The organism is Actinomycetospora endophytica (assembly GCF_021026375.1).
GTDB classification, from domain to species: Bacteria; Actinomycetota; Actinomycetes; order Mycobacteriales; family Pseudonocardiaceae; genus Actinomycetospora; species Actinomycetospora endophytica.
This window is the reverse complement of the sequence record NZ_JAJNDB010000001.1, coordinates 2,139,483-2,160,275: the sequence shown is the minus strand read 5'-3', so window position 1 is coordinate 2,160,275 and position 20,793 is coordinate 2,139,483. Positions and strand designations below refer to the sequence as shown.

Genomic DNA, 20,793 nt, shown 5'->3' with positions numbered 1-20,793 from the left:
AGAACGGAACCCCATGAAGATCGACCGGATCGAGGCGATCCCGCTCGCGATCCCGTACCGCCGTCCCTTCGGCTTCGCCAGCGGGCGGGTGACGGCCGCCGACCACGTGCTCGTGCGGATCACCACCGACGACGGCCTGGTCGGTCACGGCGAGGCCCCGCCCCGTCCGTACACCTACGGCGAGACGGCGGCCTCGATCATCGCCGCCGTCTCCGACCTGTTCGCGCCCGTACTGGTCGGCGCCGACCCGTTCGCCCGCGAGCGCATCCGCGCCGACCTCGACCGCACCGTCGCCAACAACGCGGCCAAGGGCGCCGTCGACGTCGCGCTCTGGGACCTCGTCGGGCAGGCCTGCGGGCAGCCGGTGCACGTGCTGCTCGGGCACGCCGCCGACGACGTCCGCGCCGCCCACATGATCGGGCTCGGTACGCCGAAGGAGATGGTCGCCGACGCGGTCGAGATGCGCGACGAGCACGGCGTCGACGCCTTCAAGATCAAGGTCGGCCGCGAGCTGGGCGTCGACATGGCCGCGGTGCGGGCGCTGCGCGCGGAGCTGGGCGACGGTGTCGAGCTCTACGCCGACGCCAACCGCGGCTGGGACGCCGACACCGCGATCGTCGCCTCCCGGCGGCTGCACGAGTTCGGCGTGTCGATGCTCGAGGAGCCCAACCCGGCCGCCGACGTGCTCGGCCGCCGGCGCATCGTCACGGCGTCGCCGATCCCAGTGGTCGGCGACGAGTCCACGATCACCCTCGGTGGGGTCGCGCGGTCCCTGCTCGACGGCGACTCGGAGGCGATCAGCGTCAAGGTCGCCCGGACCGGGTTCACCGACTCCGCCAAGATCGTCGGGCTCTGCGAGGGGCTCGGGGTGACGACGGTGGTCGGCAACCAGATCGACGGGATGCTCGGCACGGTGGCGTCGGTGGCGCTCGGCTGCGGGCTGCGGGCCCTGGCGCGGCACCCCGTCGAGGTGACGAACTACCTGCTCATGACCGACGACGTGCTCGCCGAGCCCCCGGTGATCGCCGACGGCCGCCTGGCCGCCCGGCAGGAACCCGGCCTCGGCGTGACGATCGATCCGGACAAGCTCGCCCACTACCGCGTCGACTGATCTGTCAGCGATGCGGCACCGCAGACGTTGAGTGTCCTCAACTCCACATCGTCGAATTGGGAGTCCCCGTGCAGTTCCTCGTCCGCATGGACGTCCACCTGCCCCACGACATGCCACAGGACGTCGCCGACGACCTCCGCGCCCGCGAGAAGGCCCGCGCCCACGAGATCCAGCGGGCCGGCAAGTGGCCGGAGCTCTGGCGGGTGGTGGGCCGGTACGCGAACGTGAGCCGGTTCGACGTCGACTCCGGCGACGAGCTCCACGAGCTGCTGTCGAGCCTGCCGCTCTTCCCGTACATGGAGGTCGAGGTGACCGCCCTGACCCGGCATCCCTCGAAGCTCGACCAGTGAGTTGCCGATCGACGGAAGGCCGGTGTCGCACACGGTCCGGATGGGAGAGGGTGGAGCCGTGCGTCTCCACCTGACCGACGAGGGACCGCGCGACTCCGGCACCCCGCTGGTGCTGCTCTGCTCCCTCGGCTCGACCGTCGACATGTGGGCCCCGCAGCGCGAGGAGCTCGCCCGGGAGCGCCGGGTCGTCACCATGGACACCCGTGGCCACGGCGGCTCGCCGGTGCCCGCCGGCCCGTACACCGTCGCCGAGCTCGCCGACGACGTCGTCGAGACCCTCGACGACCTCGGGATCGGCCGCGCCGCGTTCGCCGGGCTCTCCCTGGGCGGCGCGATGAGCCAGGCGATCGCCCTGCGCGCGCCGGACCGGGTCGTGTCGCTGGCCCTGCTCTGCACCGCGGCGCGGTTCGGCAACCTCGCCACGTTCAGCGATCGCGCCGTGAAGGCCCGCGCCGAGGGTGTCGAGGCGATCGCCGCCGGCGTCGTCACCCGGTGGTTCACCGCGGATGCCGACGAGGACATGGTCGCCCGCATGCAGGCGATGATCGCCGCGACGCCGCCCGAGGGATACGCGAGCTGCTGCGAGGCCATCGTCGGGTGGGACTCGCGCGCCGACCTCGGCCGCATCTCCGCGCCGACCCTGGTGATCTCCGGCGCCGAGGACCCGGCCACCCCGCCCGCGGACGGCGAGGTCCTCGCCGACGGCATCCCGGGCGCACGGCTCGAGGTGGTGCCCGACGCGGCACACCTCGCGTCCTACCAACGCCCGGACGTGGTGACCGGGCTGCTGGCCGAGCACCTGAAGGCCTCGAGCTGAATGAACGGGCTCGAGCTCGTGACGAAGGGAAGCGCATGAGCGCTATCGACAAGGTGTGGGCGTCGGCGGACGAGGCGGTGGCCGGCATCCCCAGCGGCGCCTCGCTCGCCGTGGGGGGCTTCGGGCTCTCCGGGGTGCCGATCGTGCTGATCGACGCGCTGAACCGGACCGAGGTCTCCGACCTGAAGGTCGCGAGCAACAACTGCGGCGTCGACGGGTGGGGGCTGGGCGTGCTGCTCGAGCAGCACCGCATCTCCCGGGTGACCGCCTCCTACATCGGGGAGAACAAGGAGTTCGCCCGCCAGTACCTCGGCGGTGAGGTCGAGGTCGAGCTGACCCCGCAGGGCACCCTGGCCGAGCGGCTGCGCGCCGCGGGCACCGGCGTCCCGGCCTTCTACACCCCGGCCGGCGTCGGGACGATGATCGCCGACGGCGGGCTGCCGTGGCGCTACGACGCCGAGGGCAACGTCGTCGCGACCTCCCCGGCCAAGGAGGTCCGCGAGTTCGAGGTGACCCAGCCCGACGGCTCGAAGGTGCGCAAGCCCCACGTCCTCGAGCTGGCCCTGGACATCGACGTCTCGCTGGTCCGCGCCGCGAAGGGCGACCGGCACGGCAACCTGGTCTTCAACAAGTCCTCGCAGAACTTCAACCCGCTGTGCGCGATGGCGGGCCGGCTCGCGATCGCCGAGGTCGAGGAGCTCGTCGAGCCCGGGGAGATCGACCCCGACGAGGTCCACCTGCCCGGCATCTTCGTCCACCGCGTCGTCGAGCTGACGCCGGAGGAAGTGCAGCGCAAGCACATCGAGAAGCGCACGACCCAGGAGACGATGAACAAGTGAGCCTCACCCGCGAGCAGATGGCCGCCCGCGCGGCCCAGGAGCTCCACGACGGTTCCTACGTCAACCTCGGGATCGGGCTGCCGACCCTCGTGCCGAACTACGTCCCCGAGGGCGTGGGCATGGTGCTGCACTCCGAGAACGGGCTGCTCGGCGTCGGGCCGTACCCCTACGACGCCGACGTCGACCCGGACCTGATCAACGCGGGCAAGGAGACCGTCACGACGCTGCCCGGGGCGTCGTTCTTCGACTCCGCGCTGAGCTTCGGGATGATCCGCGGCGGCAAGGTCGACACCGCGATCCTCGGCGCGATGCAGGTCTCGCAGACCGGCGACATCGCGAACTGGATGATCCCCGGCAAGATGGTCAAGGGCATGGGGGGCGCGATGGACCTCGTCCACGGCGCGAAGACCGTCATCGTGCTCATGGAGCACACCGCCAAGGACGGCGCCCACAAGATCGTCGAGAAGTGCGACCTGCCGCTGACCGGTCAGGGCGTCGTGCAGCGGATCATCACGGACCTCGCCGTCATCGACGTGACCGACTCCGGCCTCGTGCTGCGCGAGCTCGCCGACGGCATCACCGAGGACGAGGTCCGCGAGAAGACCGGCGCGGAGCTCACCAGCGCGCTGGGCTGATCGGCCCAGCCCCGAACGGACGAACGGCACGCTCGTCACCGTCGATGGTGATGAACGTGCCGTTCGTGGGTTCTGGCCGGGCGCGGGCGGGTTCTGGGCGAGCGCGAACGGCCGCCGGGCTACTGCGCCACCCGGAGCACCACCATCCGCGCGCTGACGTCCGCCGCCTTGCGGTAGTCGACGACGTCGGTGGACACGATCTCGACCATCGCCATCTGCGCGAGCCGGTCCACCTCGGCGCGGTAGCCGCCGGAGTCCCAGATGTCGTCGAGCACCGTCGCGACGATCGCCCCGCCCGGCCGGGTGAGCCGGACGAACTCGCCGAACGCCCCCGGCCCGACGTGGCCGTGGGTCAGCGTCCCGACGCACACCACGACGTCGTAGGAGTCCGCCGCCACCGGGAGCGCCCGCGAGAGGTCCGCGGGGGCCAGCCGCCGGTAGGCGCCCGTCGCCTTCGCCTGCTCCAGCATCCCGGGCGAGAGGTCGACGCCGTCGATCGTCCGCGCCCCGCGCGCCGCGAGCGCGACGCCGACCAGCCCGGTGCCGCACCCGGCGTCGAGGATCTCGCCGTCCACGCCCGCGACGCGCTCCACCGTGCCGGCCGCGACCTCCGGCCCGACGTAGCCCTGTGAGGCGTCGGTGAGGTCGGCGTCGTAGCGCTCGGCCCACTCGTCGTAGAGCGCCCGGGCCTCGTCCGCGTCGGCCAGGGCGTAGGCGCGCTCGAGGAGCGGGTTGCCCGCGGTGTTCGTCGCGTGGGGATCGCCGGGGGTCGGGGTGTCGGCCATGACCTCATCCTCGCCCACCCGGGAACCCTCAGCCCGGGAACTCTCAGCCTCCGAAGGTGCCCGCGCGCGGGAGCAGGGCCGGGACCCGGTAGCCGAGCTGGTCGGAGAGGAAGCCGGCGATCGGGAGCAGCGCGTCGAGGTCCAGGCCGGTCGGCACCCCCATCCGCTCGAGCAGGTAGACCAGATCCTCGGTGGCGATGTTGCCGGTCGCGGCAGGGGCGAACGGGCAGCCGCCGATCCCGCCGTTGGAGGAGTCCAGCCAGTCGACCCCCCACTCCTGGGCCGCGACCGCGTTGGCGAAGCCGGTGTTGCGGGTGTTGTGGAAGTGCGCCCGCATGATCACCCGCGGCGCCACCTCCCGGACCCCGTCGAGCAGCGTGCGGACCTGGGTCGGCACCCCGACGCCGATGGTGTCCGCGATCGCGATCTCATTCGCCCCGGCGGCCGCGGAGCGCCGCGCCACCTCGACGACGCGGGCCGGGTCGACCTCGCCGTCGAACGGGCAGCCGAACGAGGTCGCGATGGTCACCGTGGCGAACAGCCCCGTCGACGAGGCCTCGGCGAGGACCTCCTCGGCCACCTCGGTCAGCGCCTCGGTGGTCGAGTTCTGGTTCGCCTTGGCGAAGCCGTCGGAGGCCGGGACGACGACGTTGATCTCGTCCACCGCCGCCGAGACGGCCCGGTCGTAGCCGCGGCGGTTGAGCACCAGCCCGATGTGCGAGACCCCCTCGGGCCGCGGCACCCGCTCCATCACGGCCTCGGCGTCGGCCATCGCCGGCACCAGCTTCGGGTGCACGAACGACGCCGACTCGATCCGGCGCGCGCCGGCGGCGATCGCCCGGGTGATCAGCTCGACCTTCGCGTCGGTCTCGAGCACGGCGCGCTCGTTCTGCAGGCCGTCCCGCGGACTGACCTCGACGATGCCCTTCATCAGACGTCCTTCCTCCTCATCGCCCTCCCGGAGACGATAGTGGCGCGCAGTGACCGCCCGCCCGGTCCGCGAAGCCCCCGACGGAGCCCTTCCCGAGGTCACGGCGGCGTGAGACCGTCGTCACACGGACGACGACACCGGACGAGGGAGACGAGCATGCGCATCGGGGACGTCCTGGCCCAGAAGCCCACCGGTGTGCTCACCGTCGAGCCGGAGACCCCGGTGCCCAGCCTGCTGACCGCGCTTGCGGCCCGGGGGGTCGGTGCGGCGGTCGTCGTCGACGCCGAGGGGGCGGTGGTCGGGATGGTCTCCGAGCGTGACGTCGTCCGGCACCTCCACCACCGCGGTGCCGCGCTCCTGGCCGACGCCGTCACCTCGATCATGAGCGGTCACGTCACGACGTGCGGTCCCGACGACGAGGTCGACGCCCTCGCCGCGACGATGACCGAGCGCCGCATCCGGCACATCCCCGTCGTCGAGAACGGGAGGCTGACCGGGATCGTCAGCATCGGCGACGTCGTGAAGAACCGGCTCGACGAGCTGGAGGCGCACCGCTCCCAGCTCGAGGCCTACATCGCCGGCTGACGCGGGAAGGCCCACCGGTCGACGTCGGCGGCCACCTCGGCGGGGGCGGGCAGGCCCTCGACCTCCGAGGCCAGAGCGCGGGCCGCGGCGCGTTCCGGCCCCTCGGCGAGCAGGTCGGTCGCGGCGGCCGTCACCGCGGCTGCCGCCACGCCCTCCCCGATCAGCTGGATGCCCGCCCCCGCCGTCGTCACGGCCTGGGCGTTGAAGAACTGGTCGGCGCCCTGGGGCAGGAAGAGCTGTGGTACGCCCGCACCGGCGCACGAGAGCGTGGTCCCGCTGCCGCCGTGGTGCACCACCAGCGCGGGCGGGGCGACCCCGTCGACCTCGCCTCGCAGCAGGTCGGCCTGCGGGACGAAGCCCTCGACCTGCACGCCCGCGGTCTCGAGGTCGGCCAGCTCGCCCGCCTCGACCGAGCCGGTCGCGACGAGCACGTCGACGTCGAGCCCGCGCAGGCCGGTCAGGGCGGTGCGCAGCACGTCCGCCTCGCCGAACGCGGTCCCCAGGGTGAGCAGCACCCACGGCCGGCCGGTGAGGTGCCGCGGCGTGAACGACGTCGGCGGGTTCCAGGGCACGGGGCGCAGCGGTAGCTCCGTCATGCCCTTGAGGTAGGCCGTCGAGTCCGGCTCCTGCAGCGACGGCGGGCAGATGTCGAGGTAGGCGTGGCCGGTCGCGTCGCCCTCGGCCAGCGGCGACCCGAGGTCGTCGGCCACCGCGGCGAGGTGCGCCGGCATCGTCATGCTCATCGGCGAGTGCGGCGAGGGGCGGCGCCCGAAGGAGTGCAGCACGCACGGGACGCTCACGGTGCGGGCGGCGAGCGCGGCGCCCGGGTCGCCGACCTCGGAGATGACGAGGTCGGGGCGGTGCTCGTCCAGCCACGGGACGAGGTCGCCCGCCACCGACCGCGGCATGACGGCACCGAAGACCTCGCTCGCGACGACGCGCATCGTCTCCGGGTCCGACGGCCGCTCGGACAGCCCGTGGTCGATCATCACCTCGCGGAAGGCGTCGAAGACCGGTCGCCCGGCGATCGCCGTGGGGACCCCGGAGGTCGCGATGGTGGCCGCGGTGTCCGGGCCGGTCGCGAACGTGACGCCGTGGCCCGCGTCGTGCAGGGCGCGGGCGAGGGGGACGAGCGGGAAGGCGTGGCCGGGGGAGCCCAGGGCGGCGACGAGGATGCGCACGACGCCCCACTGTGCCGAACCCGGGTGCACGGCGGGTGACGGGAGCCCGGTTCGTCCCGGGAACGGTCGTGATCTCCCCGGCGACGGCGCGGTCAGTCGGGAAGGGCGAACTGGATGCGCTGGATGGACGAGCTGATCGGCGCGAACAGCTCCCGGCGGATCCGGTTGTGCTCGGGGTCCGCGTCGTAGACGCGGTAGGCCTCGTCGTCGGGGAAGTCGACGGTCAGGCAGTAGGACGCGTTCCCGGGGCGCAGCCCGCGGTCCTGGCCGGCGAGCAGGGTGAACTCGAGCCCCTCGACGCGCAGGTCGCGCAGTGCCTGCAGCGCGGTCTCGACCTGCTCCGGCGGCACCCCGTCGGCGACGACCCCGACCACCACGTTGCGGATCACACCGACACCATGCCCTCCGCCCGACGGCTCGGCACGGCGGCCCGGTCGTACACCGAGCGCGACGCGCAGCGCTCCAGCACCGTGCCCAGCCCGCCGCGGGTGGCGACCACGAGCAGCCGGTCGCCGACCTTGAGACGCCGGTGGGGCCGTGGCGGAGTCTCGAGCACCGCGTCCGGCCCGGCGCCGCGGTACACCCCGACCACCCGCACCGCGCCGGTCTCGCTGAGCGCCGGGATCGGCAGGCCGGCCATGAACGACGCCCGCCCGACGGCGACCTCGGCCATCAGCAGGATCCGGCGCCCGATGGGGATCGTCGCGACCACCTGACCGTCGCGCAGGGCGGCGGCGAAGACCGGCGCGGCCACGTAGGAGACGCTGCGCGAGATGGCGTCCATGCTGCGCTCGACCCGGCCGGCGAGGTCGTCGTCACGCAGGCGCAGCACGACGCGCACCGAGCGCTGCACCGACCGCCCGACGAGCGCGGCCTGCAGGTTCGTGGCGTCGTCGCTGGTGACCGCGACCAGGGCGCGGCACTCCTCGGCGCCCGCCTCGCGCAGCACCCGCTCCCGGGTCGCGTCGCCGAGGATCACCGGGATGCCCGCGCGGGCGACGGTCGAGGCCCCGACCGCCCCCTCGCTGCGCTCGACGGCGACCACGGGGACGCCGCGGTCGCGCAGCGTGGTCACGATGCGCATCCCGACGTTGCCCAGGCCGACGACGACGACGTGGTCGCGGCGCGGCATCCGCCGCGGCGTGGTCCCCAGCACCCGGCCGCTCACCGCGCTCTCCACCACGACCGCGGTGACCAGCGGGATGATCGCGATGCCGATCACCGTGACGAACCCCTGGATCACCCGGACCGCCACGCTGGCGCCGGTGTCGGGCTGGGCGGCGCCGGCGGAGTCGAGGACCGCCAGGTAGATCGCGTCGCCGAGGTGGTAGCCGCCCGCCGTCGCGAACGCCACGGTGCCGAGGATGAACAGCGCGCCGAGGGCCAGCGTCGCGCGGGCCAGGCGGCGGGTGAACGTCCCGCGCAGCCGCACGACGACGCGCTCCACGGCGTTGCGGACCCGCTCGGTGCGGGGCCGGGAGAGCTGGTCGGTCTCCCGCGCGCGGGACTCGGCGACGGCGAGGACGTAGTCGGCGGCGTCGGGGCCGCCGGCGGGCAGCAGCCGCGGGCCGCCCCGCGCGCCGAGCTGGGAGTTGGCGGCCAGCCCGCACACCACGGCCTCGTCGCGGACCTCCCGCCGCCCGGCCACGACGAAGGTGCGCTCCGGCACGCGGATGTGCTGGCGGGTGTTGCGCCCGATCGCCTGGGCGACGAACGACGGCGCCGCGGTCTCGGAGACCGACAGCACGGTGGCGGTCGGCAGGATCTGCTCGATGCGCCGGCCGAGGCGGGTGTTGAACAGCCGCACCACGAGCCGCACGTCGGGGTCGATCTCCTGGACGCGCAGCGCCCGGTGGATGTTGGTGACGTCCTCGCGGTCGACGAGCGCGACGGCGGTCGCCCCGCGCACGCCCGCGGCCAGGAAGGTGCGGTCGTCGTCGGAGCTCCCGCCCTCGAGGACGCGGACGCCGGCGTCCTCGATCTGCGGGACGTAGCGGCCCGCGCGGTCGGCCACCACGACGACGATGTCGACGGCGGCGCTGCCCTGACGGCGCAGGGCCTCGACGATGCGCAGCGTGAGCAGGTTCTCCCCGCAGATCACGAAGCGTCGGGGGCGCGCGGACGGCGTCGACCCCGCACTCGTCACGAGCGCGCACCCTAACCGCGCGTGACCTCCGACCGGGCGGTTTCGGCGGAGATCGATTCCGCGTCGTCGACGCGGGAGCGCGGCACCGCGATCTCGGTGTCGGCCTCCCGTCCGCGCAGCCGTTCGGTCCCCACGACGGTCCACTCCCCGACCTCGGACTCGGCCGCCCGGCCCAGGGCGGCCCCGGAGGCGGCGACCAGCTCCGGGCGCGCCTTGGCGAGGTCGCACAGCCGGGACGCCTCGTTCACCGGGTCACCGATGACGGTGTACTCGTAGCGGCGGGTGTCGCCGATGTTGCCCGCGACGGCCTCCCCCGCCGAGGCCCCGATGCCCGCCCGGATCGCGATGTGCTCGGCGTCGAGCCGGTCGGCCAGGGCGCGGGCGGCCGCGAGCGCGGCGGTCGCGGGGTCGTCGTGGTCGGTGGGGGCGCCGAACAGCGCGAGCGCCGCGTCGCCCTCGAACTTGTTGATCCACCCGCCGTGGCTCTCCACGACGTCGACCACCTCGGCGAAGAAGCGGTTGAGGCGCGCCATCACCTCGGTCGGCGGCCGGGTGGCGGCCATGCGGGTGGAGCCGACGAGGTCGACGAAGAGCACCGCGACCTCGCGCACCTCGCCGCCGAGCTCCACCTGGCCGGCCATCGCCGCGGCCGCGACGTCCTCGCCGACCTGCTGGCCGAACAGCTCCCGGACCCGGTCGCGTTCGCGCAGCCCGGTGACCATGGTGTTGAACCCGGACTGCAGCAGCCCGAGCTCGGTGGTGTCGGAGACCTCGACGGTGACGTCGAGATCCCCCTTCTCGACCCGGCGCAGCGCCCGGCGCACCGCGAGGACCGAGGCGGCGAGCGAGGTGGAGGTCAGCGCGGTGACGAGGAAGCCGGTCGCGAGCGCCATGAGCGCCAGCACGAGCGTCACGGTCCCGAGCCGGGTCACGTCGAAGTAGTCCCCGTAGACCAGCGACGTCCCGGCCGCGATGACCAGGCCGAGCAGCGGGACGCCGGTGCCCAGGACCCAGGTGCCGAGCGAGCGCACCGCGACGCCGGGCATCCCGCTGCCGCTCGGCGGCTCGAGCACGAACACCCGCGCGACCTCGCGGCGCAGGCCGAGCTCGGTCAGCCGGTACGCCACGGTCACCGTCGTGACGCCGCCCAGCGCGATCATGCCCGCGACCGCCACCGCCAGGGCGACCGACCAGCGGGTGTCGACCGCGGCGAAGAGCACCACGCCGATCACCCACGGCACGGCCTGCACCACCGCGAGACGCAGCGGCGCCCGCAGCACCACCCGGCGGGCGCGGCGGCGGTGCCGGTCCCGGTCGGCGGCGGTGGCCCCGGGGCCGGGTGGATCGGGGATCCGCATCCACGTCCAGCCGAACCCGAACGCCACGAGGGCCCCGAGCGGGGCGTAGACCCCGAAGAGGATCAGGTTGACCCGCAGCGCCTCGGCCTCGTCGGCCACCAGCGCCCGGAACGGCAGCACCCACCCGGCGAGGCCCACCAGGATCCCGGCCCCGACGACGTTGGCGACGACGATCAGCGCCCCGACGACGGCCTTGGTCCGGAACGCGACGTCGCGGGGCGCCTCGACCTCACGGTCCTCGGCGACGCGCGAGGGCGGGCCCGCGGTCGCGGGCCCGGTCGCGTTCCTCGACGTGCCGGCCGTCACGGCTCCCGACGGTAGCCACCGGCCGCCACCCCGGGTGGGTGGTGTGGTCGACCCGTCAGCCGCCCGATGCGCCTGCTGCACCCGGCGTCGTCGGCGGCGCGGGCGCGACCTGCGGCGTGGACGGCGCGTCGGCGCCGGTCGAGCGGACGGCGCCGGTGCGGCGCGGGAGCCCCCGGGCGATGCGCCGCTCGTTGGCCTCCCGCAGCTTCTTCGCGGGCAGCGAGAGCCGCCAGATCGACCGCGTGGCCTGCCAGAACTGCCGCGGGAACGAGCCGGTCGTGTAGGGCAGCTCGTACTTCTCGCACAGCGCGCGCACCCGGACGGCGATCTCCGGGTACCGGTTCGAGCACAGATCCGGGTAGAGGTGGTGCTCGATCTGGTAGCCGAGGCTTCCGGACATGACGTGCATCAGCCGGTTGCCGGTGAAGTTCGCGGAGCCGAGGAGCTGGCGCAGGTACCACTCGCCCTGCGTCTCGTTCTCCAGCTCCTCCTCGGTGAAGACCTCGGCGCCGTCGGGGAAGTGCCCGCAGAAGATGATCGCGTAGGACCAGATGTTGCGGATGATGTTGGCCGTGAGGTTCGCCGTCGCCGTCGGCACCGCGTTCGGGCCGGTGAGCAGCGGGAACAGCACGTAGTCCTTGCCGATCTGGCGGGCCTGCTTGCGCCCGATCGCGGCGAGCTTGCGCTTGAACTCCTCGGGGTCCTCGAGCTGCATCTTGCGCAGGCCCTCGATGTCGAGGTCGTGCAGCGAGACGCCGTACTCGAAGCCCAGCATGAGCAGCGTGTTCACCACGGGCTGCGTCAGGTAGTACGGGTGCCACGGCTGGTCGGAGCGGACGCGGAGGATCTCGTAGCCGACGTCCTTGTCCTTGCCGATGACGTTCGTATAGGTGTGGTGCAGGTAGTTGTGGGAGTGCTTCCACTGGTCGGCGGGGCAGACGTTGTCCCACTCCCACGTCGATGAGTGGATCTCCGGATCGTTCATCCAGTCCCACTCGCCGTGCATGACGTTGTGGCCGATCTCCATGTTCTCGAGGATCTTGGCCACGCCGAGCGTGAGGGCGCCCGCCCACCACAGCTCGCGCCGGTTGCTGCCGAACATCATCACGCGCGCCGCGACGTTCAGGCGGCGCTGCACGGTGATCAGGCGGCGGATGTAGGCGGCGTCGGCGTCCCCGCGGGACTCCTCGATGTCCGACCGGATCTGGTCGAACTCCCGGCCGAGCGCCTCCACGTCCTCCTGGGTGAGGTGGGCGAACTCCTTCACGTCCCTGATGGCCACGACGTCTCCCCTCGGTTGCCGGTGCTCGTCTCAGGCGTCGACGACGCAGTCGCCCGCCGCCGCGGTGATGCAGGTCTGGATCTTCACGGCGTCCCAGCTCTGACCGCCGGTGCCGTCGGCGCGGTGCTCGGTGCCGTCGCGCAGGTCGCGCACCACGCCGGAGCGCAGCGGCACGACGCAGGTGTGGCAGATGCCCATCCGGCACCCGAACGGCAACTGCAGCCCGGCCTGCTCGCCGGCCTCCAGCAGCGTCGTCGCGCCGTCGATCTCCACGTCGGTGTCCGACTGCGAGAACCGGACGGTGCCGCCCTCGGCCTCGCCGCCCGCGAGGTTCGCCGAGAAGCGCTCGACGTGGAGATGGTCGTCGAGGCCCGCGTCCTCCCAGACCTCCTCGGCGTCGTCGAGCATCGCGTTGGGGCCGCACACCCAGGCCTCGCGCTCGGTCCAGTCGGGGCAGACGGTCGCGAGATCGCGCAGGTCGAGGTGACCGTCCCGCGAGGTGTGGCGGCGGACGACCCTGACCGAGCCGTACCTGGCGTCGAGGTCGGCGAGCTCGTCGGAGAACAGGAAGTGCTCCGGGTCGGGCGCGGAGTGCATGACGACGACGTCGGGCATCGTCCGGCGGCGGTCGAGGGTCCGGAGGAACGCCATGATCGGCGTGATCCCGCTGCCCGCCGTGAGGAAGAGGATCTTCTTGGGCGGCGGCTCGGGGAGCACGAAGTCGCCCTGCGGCGGGGCGAGCCGGACGATCGTGCCCGGCGCGACACCCCGCACGAGGTGCTGGGAGAGGAGGCCCTCCGGCTGTGCCTTGATCGTCACCGAGAGGTGCCCGGAGTCGCGCTTGGGCGGCGAGGTCAGCGAGTACGAGCGCCAGTGGAACCGGCCGTCGACCTGCACCGCGATGCCGACGTACTGCCCGGCGTGGTGGTCGAACGACCAGCCCCAGCCGGGCTTGATGACGAGGGTGGCGGCGTCCTCCGTCTCGGGGACGACCTTCACGATCTTGCCCCGCAGTTCACGGGCCGACCACAGCGGGTTGAGCAGGGTCAGGTAGTCGTCGGGCAGCAACGGGGTGGTGAAGCGCGACGCGGCGGCCCGCAGCCGCTGGACCGGGCGGGGGAGCCTCGCCGAGGACTCGTTCACATCGCCTCCGCTTCGTTGCCGGGGACTGCTCCGCTCAGGCGAACGGCGGGAGCGTGGCCCCTAGATGACCGATGACGCGCACATCGAAACATCCCGCGATGTCATATGACATCGCGGGATGTCATGAACGCTCGCCGTCCTCGCCGAGCACCCGGGAGGCCTCCCGGACGAGGTCCCCGACCGCCCGGGGCATCGTCTCGCGGAAGGCCGACATCACGGTCTGCGCGGCCACCGGCTGCAGCTTCGCCACGACGTCACTGATGTCGGCGAACCGGTCCGCGGGCAGACCGTCGGCCACGAAGTCCTGCCAGACCGTGCGCCGGAACAGGTCGACGAAGTTCTCGGCCACCTCGGTGACCTGCTCCAGCACCATCCGCCGGGTCTCGAGCAGCGCGTCCAGCGGCATCCCGAGGCGCACCGCCTCCGCGCCCGCCCGCACCATGCCCGGACTGTGGACGCGGATGGACCCGTCTCCGAGGTCCTCGACCAGGCCCGCCTCGGTGAGCATCTCGTGGTGCGGCGGGTGGACCCCCACCCACGAGGCGAACTCCTCGCGCGGCATGTCCACCGGTGGCTCGGCCTGCCAGGGCGTGAGCATCTCGAGGTACTGGGAGAGCGCCCGCTCGGCGGTCTGGTTGGGCGTGGCGTCGACCAGGCGCTCGATCGCGGCGAGCGAGAACCCCTCGGCCTGCAGATGCGTGATCAACTCGAGCCGGGCCAGGTGCTCGGCGCCGTAGAACCCGGTCCGGCCCTGCATCCGCGGCGGCGGGAGCAGGCCGCGGGCCGCGTGGGCGCGCACGTTGCGGACGGTCATCCCAGCGTGAGCGGCCAGACGGTCGATCGTCCATGCCGATGCCGGAGACCCCACGCCCGATCACGGTACGAGCGTCGGACGGTGAGTGCGGTTCGTGTTACCCGAGGTACCTGCTAGCGCTGAGGTCGGGTCCTGACGAGCGGCACGTCCGGCAGGCGGCGAGCGCTCGTTCGATGCCCGGTGTGCCGTTGATCAGGGCGGCCGGCGCGGGCCGGGCGAGCTCCACCGACGAGGGGCACGTCCGGCAGGCGGCGAGCGCTCCTTGCATGCCTCAGGTGCTCATGATCATGGCGGCATGCCTCAGGTGCTCATGATCATGGCGGCGGGAGGCTCCGGGCCGGAGCCGGGGGACAGCTCCGGCCCGGAGCCCGGCCGACCGCGGTGCGCGAGGGAGCCGCGCCGCGATCACGATCGCCGAGCAGACCCGTGATCGACATCTGGGCGGCGAAGTGCTCGGTGAGCGAGCACTTCGCCACCCGCGTCGTGATCAAGGGCTGCCCCGGGCCCGACTACCGGGTGGCGTTGCCGTGCACGGCGCCCTTCTGGGCCGCGGGAGCAGCCGTGCGGTGAGCGGCCGGCGCGGCGGCGCGGTGGGCGGGGCGCGCCACGGCAGCGTTCTGGCCCGCGGCCTTCTGACCGACCGCCTTCTGGCCGGCGGCCTTCTGCCCGACCGCCTTCTGGCCGACCGCCTTCTGGCCCGCCGCCTTCTGGCCCGCAGCCTTCTGGCCCGCAGCCTTCTGACCGACGGCCTTCTGACCGACGGCCTTCTGACCGACGGCCTTCTGACCGACGGCCTTCTGACCGACGGCCTTCTGACCGACGGCCTTCTCCCCCGCCGCGGGCCGAGTGACGTGGTGGGCCTGGTGAGCGCCACCCGGCGTCGCACCGGCGCCGGCGCCCGGCGTGGGAGCAGGGGCGGGCGCGGCGTCGGCCGCCGCCGCCGTTCCGAGGGACGCCGCGACGGCGAGCCCCAGGGCGACCCCGATCTTCGTGCGGAGCGTGTTCGTCGGACGCATGGCGCGTCCCCCTTCCCCGACGCCGGGCGGCTGATCCACCCGGGCAGGGTCGGACGGTAACCGGGTAATCACTCTGCGAATTCACCGGTACGCAACACCGCACACTCGTGCGGGACGGGTAAAGATCAGCTCAAGCGCACCTTCGACGACGGTGAACCGCGAGGGTCACCAGTTGTCGAACAGGCCCCCGCCGTCGAACCCGCCACCATCGAAGCCGCCGAAACCACCGCCGTCGAAACCACCGCCACCGAAACCGCCGCCACCGAAACCGCCGCCACCGAAACCGCCGCCACCGAAACCGCCGAACCCGGAGAACAGGGCGTCGGCGAGCAGGACGCCGCCCACGGCACCCACGCCGCCGAGCAGCATCGGCTTCCACCACGGCTCCGAGTACCAGCCCGCGGCGACCGGGCGCCCGGCCACGGTGCCGCCGGGGTAGTAGTGCGAGTTCTGGGCGGACGGGCTCGGCGAGCCGGTGACGGTGCGGCCCTCGACGTCGACGCTGCGGTCGCCCGTGAGCTCTCCGGCGCGGGCGCGGTCGGTGCTCGACGGCAGCTCGGGACCCGGGTCCATGCCCATCGCGGTGCGTGCCGCGCGGACGAAGTGCAGGCCCTCGAGCGCGGTGTCGGTGACCAGCCGGTACTGGCCGGGCGTCGTCGCGGAGGACAGCTGCGAGCCGGCGGCGGTGTACCGCTCGGAGGCGTCGGCCAGCGCCTGGCGGGACGGGTCGTCGGTCCCGGTCAGCGCGAGCACCTGACCCCCGAGGCGGTCGTACCAGCGGCGGGCCTCCGCCTCGGCGTCGACATCGGCGGCGCCGGAAGCCACTCCGGACGGGGACGATCCCGCCGCGACGGCCCGGCCCCGGCGCGACACGGCGAGCGCGATGAGGCCACCGACGACGAGGAGGAACAGCAGAAGGGTCACATCCACGACGATCCACCCCGTTCCTGAAGGTCCGCTGTGGGCCCCCTGAGCATCGGGACGTGCGGGATGCCGTCCTCGTCGTACCCGGGCCCGTCGACCGTGAAGCCGAGGCGCTCGTAGAAGCCCTGCACCCGGACCTGCGCGCCGAGCACCACCGGCCCGGGCAACGTCGTCAACGCCGCGCGCATCAGCGCCGCCCCCGCCCCGGTGCCGCGGGCGGCCGGCGCGGTGACGACCCGCCCGATGCGGTGCACCCCTGGCTCGACGAGCACCCGGAGGTACGCGGTGAGCACGCCGTCGTCGTGACGACTCCACCAGTGGACGGCGCCCGGCTCGACGTCCCGGCCGTCGATCTCGGCGTACGCGCACCGCTGCTCGACGACGAACACCGCCACGCGCAGCGCCAGGACGTCGTGGACGTCCCGGGGCGACATCGCGTCGAGAGCCGCACTGTGGATCACCGGTCCACGGTAGGACGACGCGGTGGGACCTGGGCCACGCGAGGGTGGCCCCGGTCGGGGACGCCGGTGTATGAACACGGTGTGACGTCGTCGGGCGAGGTTCTGGAGCGGTTCTGGCCGAGCCGCCGCCTCGACGCGTTCGACGAGTTCTGTCGCCCTTCCGGCTGATCGCGCCCGCCCGCGCGCCCGCTCCGGCCTCCCGCCCGGTCCCTCGTGACCGGCGGCCTGCGCCCGACCCGGCCCCCGCGCGGTCGAGTTCCCAGATCGCCCCTCGGTCGAGGCCCGAGCTCGTCCGTCCGCACCCCGGAGGCCCACCCCATGTCCGTCACCACCGAGCGCCCGGTCTCGCTCGCGGACGCCGTCGTCACGCTCGACCCGGTCGGTCACGGCCTCGTCGATCCCGCGGGCGGCAGCCGCGACCTCGACGCCATGCTCGACGAGGCCCGCGCGGCGGAGCGGGCGGGCGCCACGACGGTCGTCGTCCCCGCCGCCGGCGCGGGCGCTCCGGAGCCCCGCCACTGGCCGGCCACGGCCCAGGCCCTCGCGGTCCTGCTCGCCACCACCCGGGTGCGGGTGGTCGTCCCGATCCGCGCCCGGGCGTGGGACGTGGACGCCGTCGTCCGGTTCGCGACGAGCGCCTCCGGCCTCGCCGGCGACCGGCTCGTGGTGCACCTCCTCGGGGCCGGCGCCGACGCCTTCGCCCGCCGGCTGCGTGAGCGCTGGTCGGGCTCCGTCGTGCTCGGCGACGCGGAGTACGTCGCCGCCTGACCGTTTCTCCGGATAGGGATGTGACCGCTGCCACAGGCCCAATGGTTGAAGCTTGAAGCGATGGTGTTAGGCTGGACCGTGACAGTCAGTTGACGCTTCAAGCGTGGAGGATCACCATGACCGAGACCGCCGCCCCGACCCTCACCCTCGCCGGCGAGTACCAGATCGACCCGGCCCACAGCCGGATCGGCTTCACCGCCCGGCACGCGATGGTGACGAAGGTGCGTGGCCAGTTCGGGGAGTTCCGGGGAACCGCGCGCATCGACGACGCGAACCCCGCCGCCTCGGCGACCGAGATCGTCATCCAGGCCGGCAGCTTCGACTCCAGCCAGGAGCAGCGCGACGGCCACGTCCGCAGCGAGGACTTCCTCAACGTCGAGGTCTACCCGGAGATCACCTTTCGCTCGACCGGCGTCGAGAAGTCGGGCGACGACATCTGGCGCATCAGCGGTGAGCTGACCATCCGCGACGTCACGGCGCCGGTCACCGTGGACTTCGAGTTCACCGGCCTCGCCAAGGACCCCTTCGGCAACGTCCGCGCCGGCTTCGAGGGCGCCACCACGATCAACCGCAAGGACTTCGGCATCACCTTCAACGCCGCGCTCGAGACCGGCGGCGTGCTGGTGAGCGAGAAGGTCGGCCTCGAGTTCGACATCTCGGCGATCAAGCAGGCCTGATCCGGCCGGGCCGCACGGCCCGGGCGCGACGCCCGGGCCGGCGCCCGCCGGGTGCGGGAGCGCCGTTCGGTCGCCGTCGGACGACCGCGCGGCGGGCTGGCCGTCGGGCATCGCGCACGCCACACTGTGTGTCCGCACGAACCGTGACGGGACAGGAGCAGCGCGTGGATTTCGACGTCTTCGTCGAGGTGCCCCGGGGCAGCCGGAACAAGTACGAGCTGGACCACGAGTCCGGTCGGATCCGGCTGGACCGGACCCTCTTCACCGCGACCCAGTACCCGGCCGACTACGGCTTCATCGAGGACACCCTCGGTCAGGACGGCGACCCGCTCGACGCGCTGGTGCTCGTCCAGGAACCGACCTTCCCCGGCTGCCTCGTGCGCAGCCGGGCCATCGGCATGTTCCGGATGACCGACGAGGCGGGCGGGGACGACAAGGTGCTCTGCGTGCCGGTCGACGACCCGCGCCTCGAGCACCTGCGCGACATCCACCACCTCGACCAGTACCACCGCATGGAGATCCAGCACTTCTTCGAGGTCTACAAGGCGCTGGAGCCCGACAAGCAGGTCGAGGGCCACGAGTGGGTCGGCCGGTCGGCGGCCGAGAAGGAGGTCTCGGCCTCCGTGGCGCGAGCGAAGGAAGCGGGCTTCACGACATGACCCGCGCCGACGATCACGACGACCTCGTCGACCCGCTCGGGTACGCGACGGGGGAGGAGCGGCTGCCCAAGCTCGTGATCGTCGCGATCGTCTGGGCCGGTTTCGGCGCGGTCGGACTCCTCACCGCCCTGCTCATGCATTCGGCGGGGATCGCCGTCTTCGGCGTCCTGTGCGTCCTCGCGGGCGGGGCGCTCTACCTCGGTCAGCGCACCCGCGAGCAGCTCGAGCACGACGAGGCCCGGCTGCGCGCCGACCCGTGGGGTGAACCCGAAGACGGCGAGGCGGTCGACGACGACGAGTACGTGACCCACTCGACGTCGACCGACGACGCCACGACGACGTACGAGAACCACGACCACGACGAGGACATCGTGGACGCCGAGTTCAGCGAGTACTTCGACTACGACCAGGCTCCCGCGGACCAGGACGACGGCACCGGGTACGACGAGGAGGAGATGGCCTACCAGCGCTACCAGGCCGACCGCCGCGCCCGTGAGGCCGAGGCCGCCCACGCGGACGACGAGGACGGCCACGTCATCGAGCGTGACGACGACGAGGACGACGAGGCCCGCACCTCCCGCATCCCGCACGGTGGCGGCGCCGAGCCCGAGACCGACACCCACGGCGGCTCGGACGGGAGCCGCCGGTGACGCCGAGCGCGGGCGAGCCGGTGGTCGTGGACACCCCCTCGGGGGCGGTCCGCGGTCGCGTGCACGCCGACGGCGACGTCGTCGAGTTCCTCGGTCTGCGCTACGCCCGCGCCGACCGCTTCGCCCCGCCCGAGCCCGAGCAACCCTGGACCGACGTCCGCGACGCCCGCACCCCGGCGCCGCAGTGCCCGCAGCTGGCGTCGCGGATGGGCGACGTCGCGGGGCCGTCCGAGTCCGCGACGCTGGGTCAGGACGAGGACTGCCTGACGGCGACGGTGCGGGCTCCGCTGGACGCCACGCCCGACGACCGGCTGCCGGTGCTGGTGTGGATCCACGGCGGGGCCTACGTCATCGGCGCCCCCTCGCTGGCCTGGTACGACACCGCGCGCCTGGTCCGCGAGGGCCGGGTGGTGACGGTGAGCCTCGGCTACCGGCTCGGGATCCTCGGCTGGCTCCGCTCGGCCGGCGTCTCGCCCGGCAACCTCGGCCTGCTCGACCTCGCCGCCGCCCTGGTCTGGATCCGCGACCACGTGGCGGCCTTCGGCGGTGACCCGTCGGCGGTGACGCTGATGGGCGAGTCGGCCGGCGCGCACGCCATCACCTGCCTGATGAGCGTCCCCGCCTACCGGCCGCTCTTCGCCCGCGTGATCCTGCAGAGCGGCCAGCTCGGTCTGGGCCTGGGCACCGAGCGCTCGGCGGCGCGGGTCGCCGGGTTCGTCGTCGATGCGTTGCGCGGGATCGCCGGTCCGGGCGCCGACCCGCGCACGGTCGACGTCGGGACCCTGCTGCGCGCCCAGAAGCGCACGATGGTGCGCCACGCCGGGCCCGGCGGGGTGAACTCCTCGCCCGCGTTCGCCCCGGTGGCGGGCGTCGCGCCGCTGATCGGCGTCCCGGCCGACGACCCGTGGGTGGCCGCCGCCCACTCCGACCACCCGATGATCGTCGGGACGACGGCGGACGAGGCGAACACCTTCATCCGGATCGCGCCGCCGCTGCGCCGCCTCGGGGACGGCCCGCTCGGCTCCCTGATCGACCTCGGTTCACGGATCGCCACGCGCCGCGTGTTCGCCGGGCCCGCGGACCGGTTGGCGACCCGCGCCGCGGCCGCCGGGACCACGGTGAGCAGCTACCGCTTCGCCTGGGGCGCTCCCGAGAGCGGGCTCGGCGCCTGCCACGCGATCGACCTGCCGTTCGTGTTCGGCAACCGCGCCGCGTGGGAGCAGGCCCCGATGCTGGCCGGGGCGTCGTGGGACGACGACGTCGAGCCGGTGTCCCGGGCGATGCGGGCCCGCTGGCTGGAGTTCGCGCGCGGCGCTCGTGCGTGCGTTTCCGTGCCCTAGCACGGAAACACACGC

General features: G+C 73.4%; 23 protein-coding genes. 11 read left to right on the top strand and 12 right to left on the bottom strand.

Going from position 1 to position 20,793, the window contains the following annotated elements; genetic code table 11:
• Window positions 1-13: 13 nt before the first annotated feature.
• The 5 genes from LQ327_RS10655 to LQ327_RS10635 all read left to right on the top strand — a co-directional run bounded on the left by LQ327_RS10655 (window position 14) and on the right by LQ327_RS10635 (window position 3,752).
• Window positions 14-1,111, top strand: a complete 1,098-nt coding sequence (locus LQ327_RS10655; protein WP_230732776.1) for a mandelate racemase/muconate lactonizing enzyme family protein — start codon at window positions 14-16, stop codon at window positions 1,109-1,111.
• A 68-nt stretch (window positions 1,112-1,179) separates the two neighbouring features.
• Complete coding sequence (catC, locus tag LQ327_RS10650) at window positions 1,180-1,461, top strand: muconolactone Delta-isomerase (RefSeq protein ID WP_230732774.1); 282 nt, start codon at window positions 1,180-1,182, stop codon at window positions 1,459-1,461.
• 58 nt (window positions 1,462-1,519) lie between these two features.
• Window positions 1,520-2,278, top strand: coding sequence for a 3-oxoadipate enol-lactonase (pcaD, locus tag LQ327_RS10645; RefSeq protein ID WP_230732771.1), 759 nt, complete (start codon window positions 1,520-1,522; stop codon window positions 2,276-2,278).
• A 35-nt stretch (window positions 2,279-2,313) separates the two neighbouring features.
• Window positions 2,314-3,117 carry a CoA transferase subunit A gene (locus LQ327_RS10640; RefSeq protein WP_230732770.1) on the top strand — a complete coding sequence of 268 codons (804 nt, stop codon included), beginning with the start codon at window positions 2,314-2,316 and terminating at the stop codon, window positions 3,115-3,117.
• A complete protein-coding gene (locus LQ327_RS10635; protein ID WP_308286279.1) occupies window positions 3,114-3,752 on the top strand; it encodes a CoA transferase subunit B in 639 nt (212 codons plus the stop codon). Before LQ327_RS10640 ends, LQ327_RS10635 begins: the two co-directional genes overlap by 4 nt.
• Before the next feature lie 119 nt (window positions 3,753-3,871).
• On the opposite strand, the gene LQ327_RS10630 is transcribed toward LQ327_RS10635, so the two are convergent.
• A complete protein-coding gene (locus LQ327_RS10630) occupies window positions 3,872-4,537 on the bottom strand; it encodes a class I SAM-dependent DNA methyltransferase (RefSeq protein ID WP_230732767.1) in 666 nt (221 codons plus the stop codon).
• A 43-nt stretch (window positions 4,538-4,580) separates the two neighbouring features.
• The gene (locus LQ327_RS10625) at window positions 4,581-5,468 is read right to left on the bottom strand and encodes a hydroxymethylglutaryl-CoA lyase (protein WP_230732764.1); all 888 of its coding nucleotides are present in this window, start codon (window positions 5,466-5,468) and stop codon (window positions 4,581-4,583) included.
• A 156-nt stretch (window positions 5,469-5,624) separates the two neighbouring features.
• Between LQ327_RS10625 and LQ327_RS10620 the strand changes: the two genes are divergently transcribed.
• On the top strand, window positions 5,625-6,053 hold the full coding sequence (locus tag LQ327_RS10620) for a CBS domain-containing protein (protein WP_230732761.1): 429 nt from the start codon (window positions 5,625-5,627) through the stop codon (window positions 6,051-6,053).
• On the opposite strand, the gene LQ327_RS10615 is transcribed toward LQ327_RS10620, so the two are convergent.
• The 10 genes from LQ327_RS10615 to LQ327_RS10570 form a co-directional block, all read right to left on the bottom strand.
• A complete protein-coding gene (locus LQ327_RS10615) occupies window positions 6,038-7,234 on the bottom strand; it encodes a glycosyltransferase (protein WP_230732759.1) in 1,197 nt (398 codons plus the stop codon). The two genes, LQ327_RS10620 and LQ327_RS10615, sit on opposite strands and share 16 nt — an antisense overlap.
• A gap of 92 nt (window positions 7,235-7,326) precedes the next feature.
• Window positions 7,327-7,623 carry a Dabb family protein gene (locus LQ327_RS10610; RefSeq protein ID WP_230732756.1) on the bottom strand — a complete coding sequence of 99 codons (297 nt, stop codon included), beginning with the start codon at window positions 7,621-7,623 and terminating at the stop codon, window positions 7,327-7,329.
• Window positions 7,620-9,380, bottom strand: coding sequence for a potassium channel family protein (locus LQ327_RS34685; protein WP_230732736.1), 1,761 nt, complete (start codon window positions 9,378-9,380; stop codon window positions 7,620-7,622). The genes LQ327_RS10610 and LQ327_RS34685 overlap by 4 nt, the downstream gene beginning before the upstream one ends.
• Before the next feature lie 11 nt (window positions 9,381-9,391).
• Entirely contained in the window at window positions 9,392-11,044 is a 1,653-nt protein-coding gene (locus LQ327_RS10600; RefSeq protein WP_230732720.1) for an adenylate/guanylate cyclase domain-containing protein, read from the bottom strand.
• A gap of 55 nt (window positions 11,045-11,099) precedes the next feature.
• Entirely contained in the window at window positions 11,100-12,326 is a 1,227-nt protein-coding gene (locus LQ327_RS10595) for a fatty acid desaturase family protein (protein ID WP_230732717.1), read from the bottom strand.
• 30 nt (window positions 12,327-12,356) lie between these two features.
• A complete protein-coding gene (locus LQ327_RS10590) occupies window positions 12,357-13,469 on the bottom strand; it encodes a ferredoxin reductase (RefSeq protein WP_230732715.1) in 1,113 nt (370 codons plus the stop codon).
• Between the two features lie 121 nt (window positions 13,470-13,590).
• Window positions 13,591-14,337, bottom strand: a complete 747-nt coding sequence (locus LQ327_RS10585) for a MerR family transcriptional regulator (protein ID WP_308286278.1) — start codon at window positions 14,335-14,337, stop codon at window positions 13,591-13,593.
• Between the two features lie 455 nt (window positions 14,338-14,792).
• Entirely contained in the window at window positions 14,793-15,299 is a 507-nt protein-coding gene (locus LQ327_RS10580; protein WP_230732709.1) for a hypothetical protein, read from the bottom strand.
• A 165-nt stretch (window positions 15,300-15,464) separates the two neighbouring features.
• Window positions 15,465-16,229 carry a hypothetical protein gene (locus LQ327_RS10575; RefSeq protein WP_230732706.1) on the bottom strand — a complete coding sequence of 255 codons (765 nt, stop codon included), beginning with the start codon at window positions 16,227-16,229 and terminating at the stop codon, window positions 15,465-15,467.
• Complete coding sequence (locus tag LQ327_RS10570; protein ID WP_230732703.1) at window positions 16,220-16,684, bottom strand: GNAT family N-acetyltransferase; 465 nt, start codon at window positions 16,682-16,684, stop codon at window positions 16,220-16,222. The genes LQ327_RS10575 and LQ327_RS10570 overlap by 10 nt, the downstream gene beginning before the upstream one ends.
• Before the next feature lie 318 nt (window positions 16,685-17,002).
• Here LQ327_RS10570 and LQ327_RS10565 point away from each other — a divergent pair, with 318 nt between their 5' ends.
• The 5 genes from LQ327_RS10565 to LQ327_RS10545 all read left to right on the top strand — a co-directional run bounded on the left by LQ327_RS10565 (window position 17,003) and on the right by LQ327_RS10545 (window position 20,778).
• Window positions 17,003-17,452, top strand: a complete 450-nt coding sequence (locus LQ327_RS10565) for a hypothetical protein (RefSeq protein ID WP_230732700.1) — start codon at window positions 17,003-17,005, stop codon at window positions 17,450-17,452.
• A 116-nt stretch (window positions 17,453-17,568) separates the two neighbouring features.
• Entirely contained in the window at window positions 17,569-18,129 is a 561-nt protein-coding gene (locus LQ327_RS10560; protein ID WP_230732697.1) for a YceI family protein, read from the top strand.
• Window positions 18,130-18,293: 164 nt separating this feature from the next.
• Entirely contained in the window at window positions 18,294-18,788 is a 495-nt protein-coding gene (locus LQ327_RS10555; RefSeq protein ID WP_230732694.1) for an inorganic diphosphatase, read from the top strand.
• Window positions 18,785-19,438, top strand: coding sequence for a phage holin family protein (locus tag LQ327_RS10550; protein ID WP_230732691.1), 654 nt, complete (start codon window positions 18,785-18,787; stop codon window positions 19,436-19,438). The genes LQ327_RS10555 and LQ327_RS10550 overlap by 4 nt, the downstream gene beginning before the upstream one ends.
• Window positions 19,435-20,778: a carboxylesterase family protein gene (locus LQ327_RS10545; protein ID WP_230732689.1), complete on the top strand. Its 1,344-nt coding sequence runs from the start codon at window positions 19,435-19,437 to the stop codon at window positions 20,776-20,778. The genes LQ327_RS10550 and LQ327_RS10545 overlap by 4 nt, the downstream gene beginning before the upstream one ends.
• Window positions 20,779-20,793 lie beyond the last annotated feature (15 nt).

Coding starts and splice junctions, on each gene's coding strand:
- LQ327_RS10655 (WP_230732776.1), top strand. CDS start 14: ATGAAGATCGACCGGATCGAGGCGATCCCGCTCGCGATCCCGTACCGC.
- LQ327_RS10620 (WP_230732761.1), top strand. CDS start 5,625: ATGCGCATCGGGGACGTCCTGGCCCAGAAGCCCACCGGTGTGCTCACC.
- LQ327_RS10580 (WP_230732709.1), bottom strand. CDS start 15,299: ATGCGTCCGACGAACACGCTCCGCACGAAGATCGGGGTCGCCCTGGGG.
- LQ327_RS10625 (WP_230732764.1), bottom strand. CDS start 5,468: ATGAAGGGCATCGTCGAGGTCAGTCCGCGGGACGGCCTGCAGAACGAG.
- LQ327_RS10565 (WP_230732700.1), top strand. CDS start 17,003: ATGTCCGTCACCACCGAGCGCCCGGTCTCGCTCGCGGACGCCGTCGTC.
- LQ327_RS10550 (WP_230732691.1), top strand. CDS start 18,785: ATGACCCGCGCCGACGATCACGACGACCTCGTCGACCCGCTCGGGTAC.
- LQ327_RS10630 (WP_230732767.1), bottom strand. CDS start 4,537: ATGGCCGACACCCCGACCCCCGGCGATCCCCACGCGACGAACACCGCG.
- LQ327_RS10560 (WP_230732697.1), top strand. CDS start 17,569: ATGACCGAGACCGCCGCCCCGACCCTCACCCTCGCCGGCGAGTACCAG.
- LQ327_RS10640 (WP_230732770.1), top strand. CDS start 2,314: ATGAGCGCTATCGACAAGGTGTGGGCGTCGGCGGACGAGGCGGTGGCC.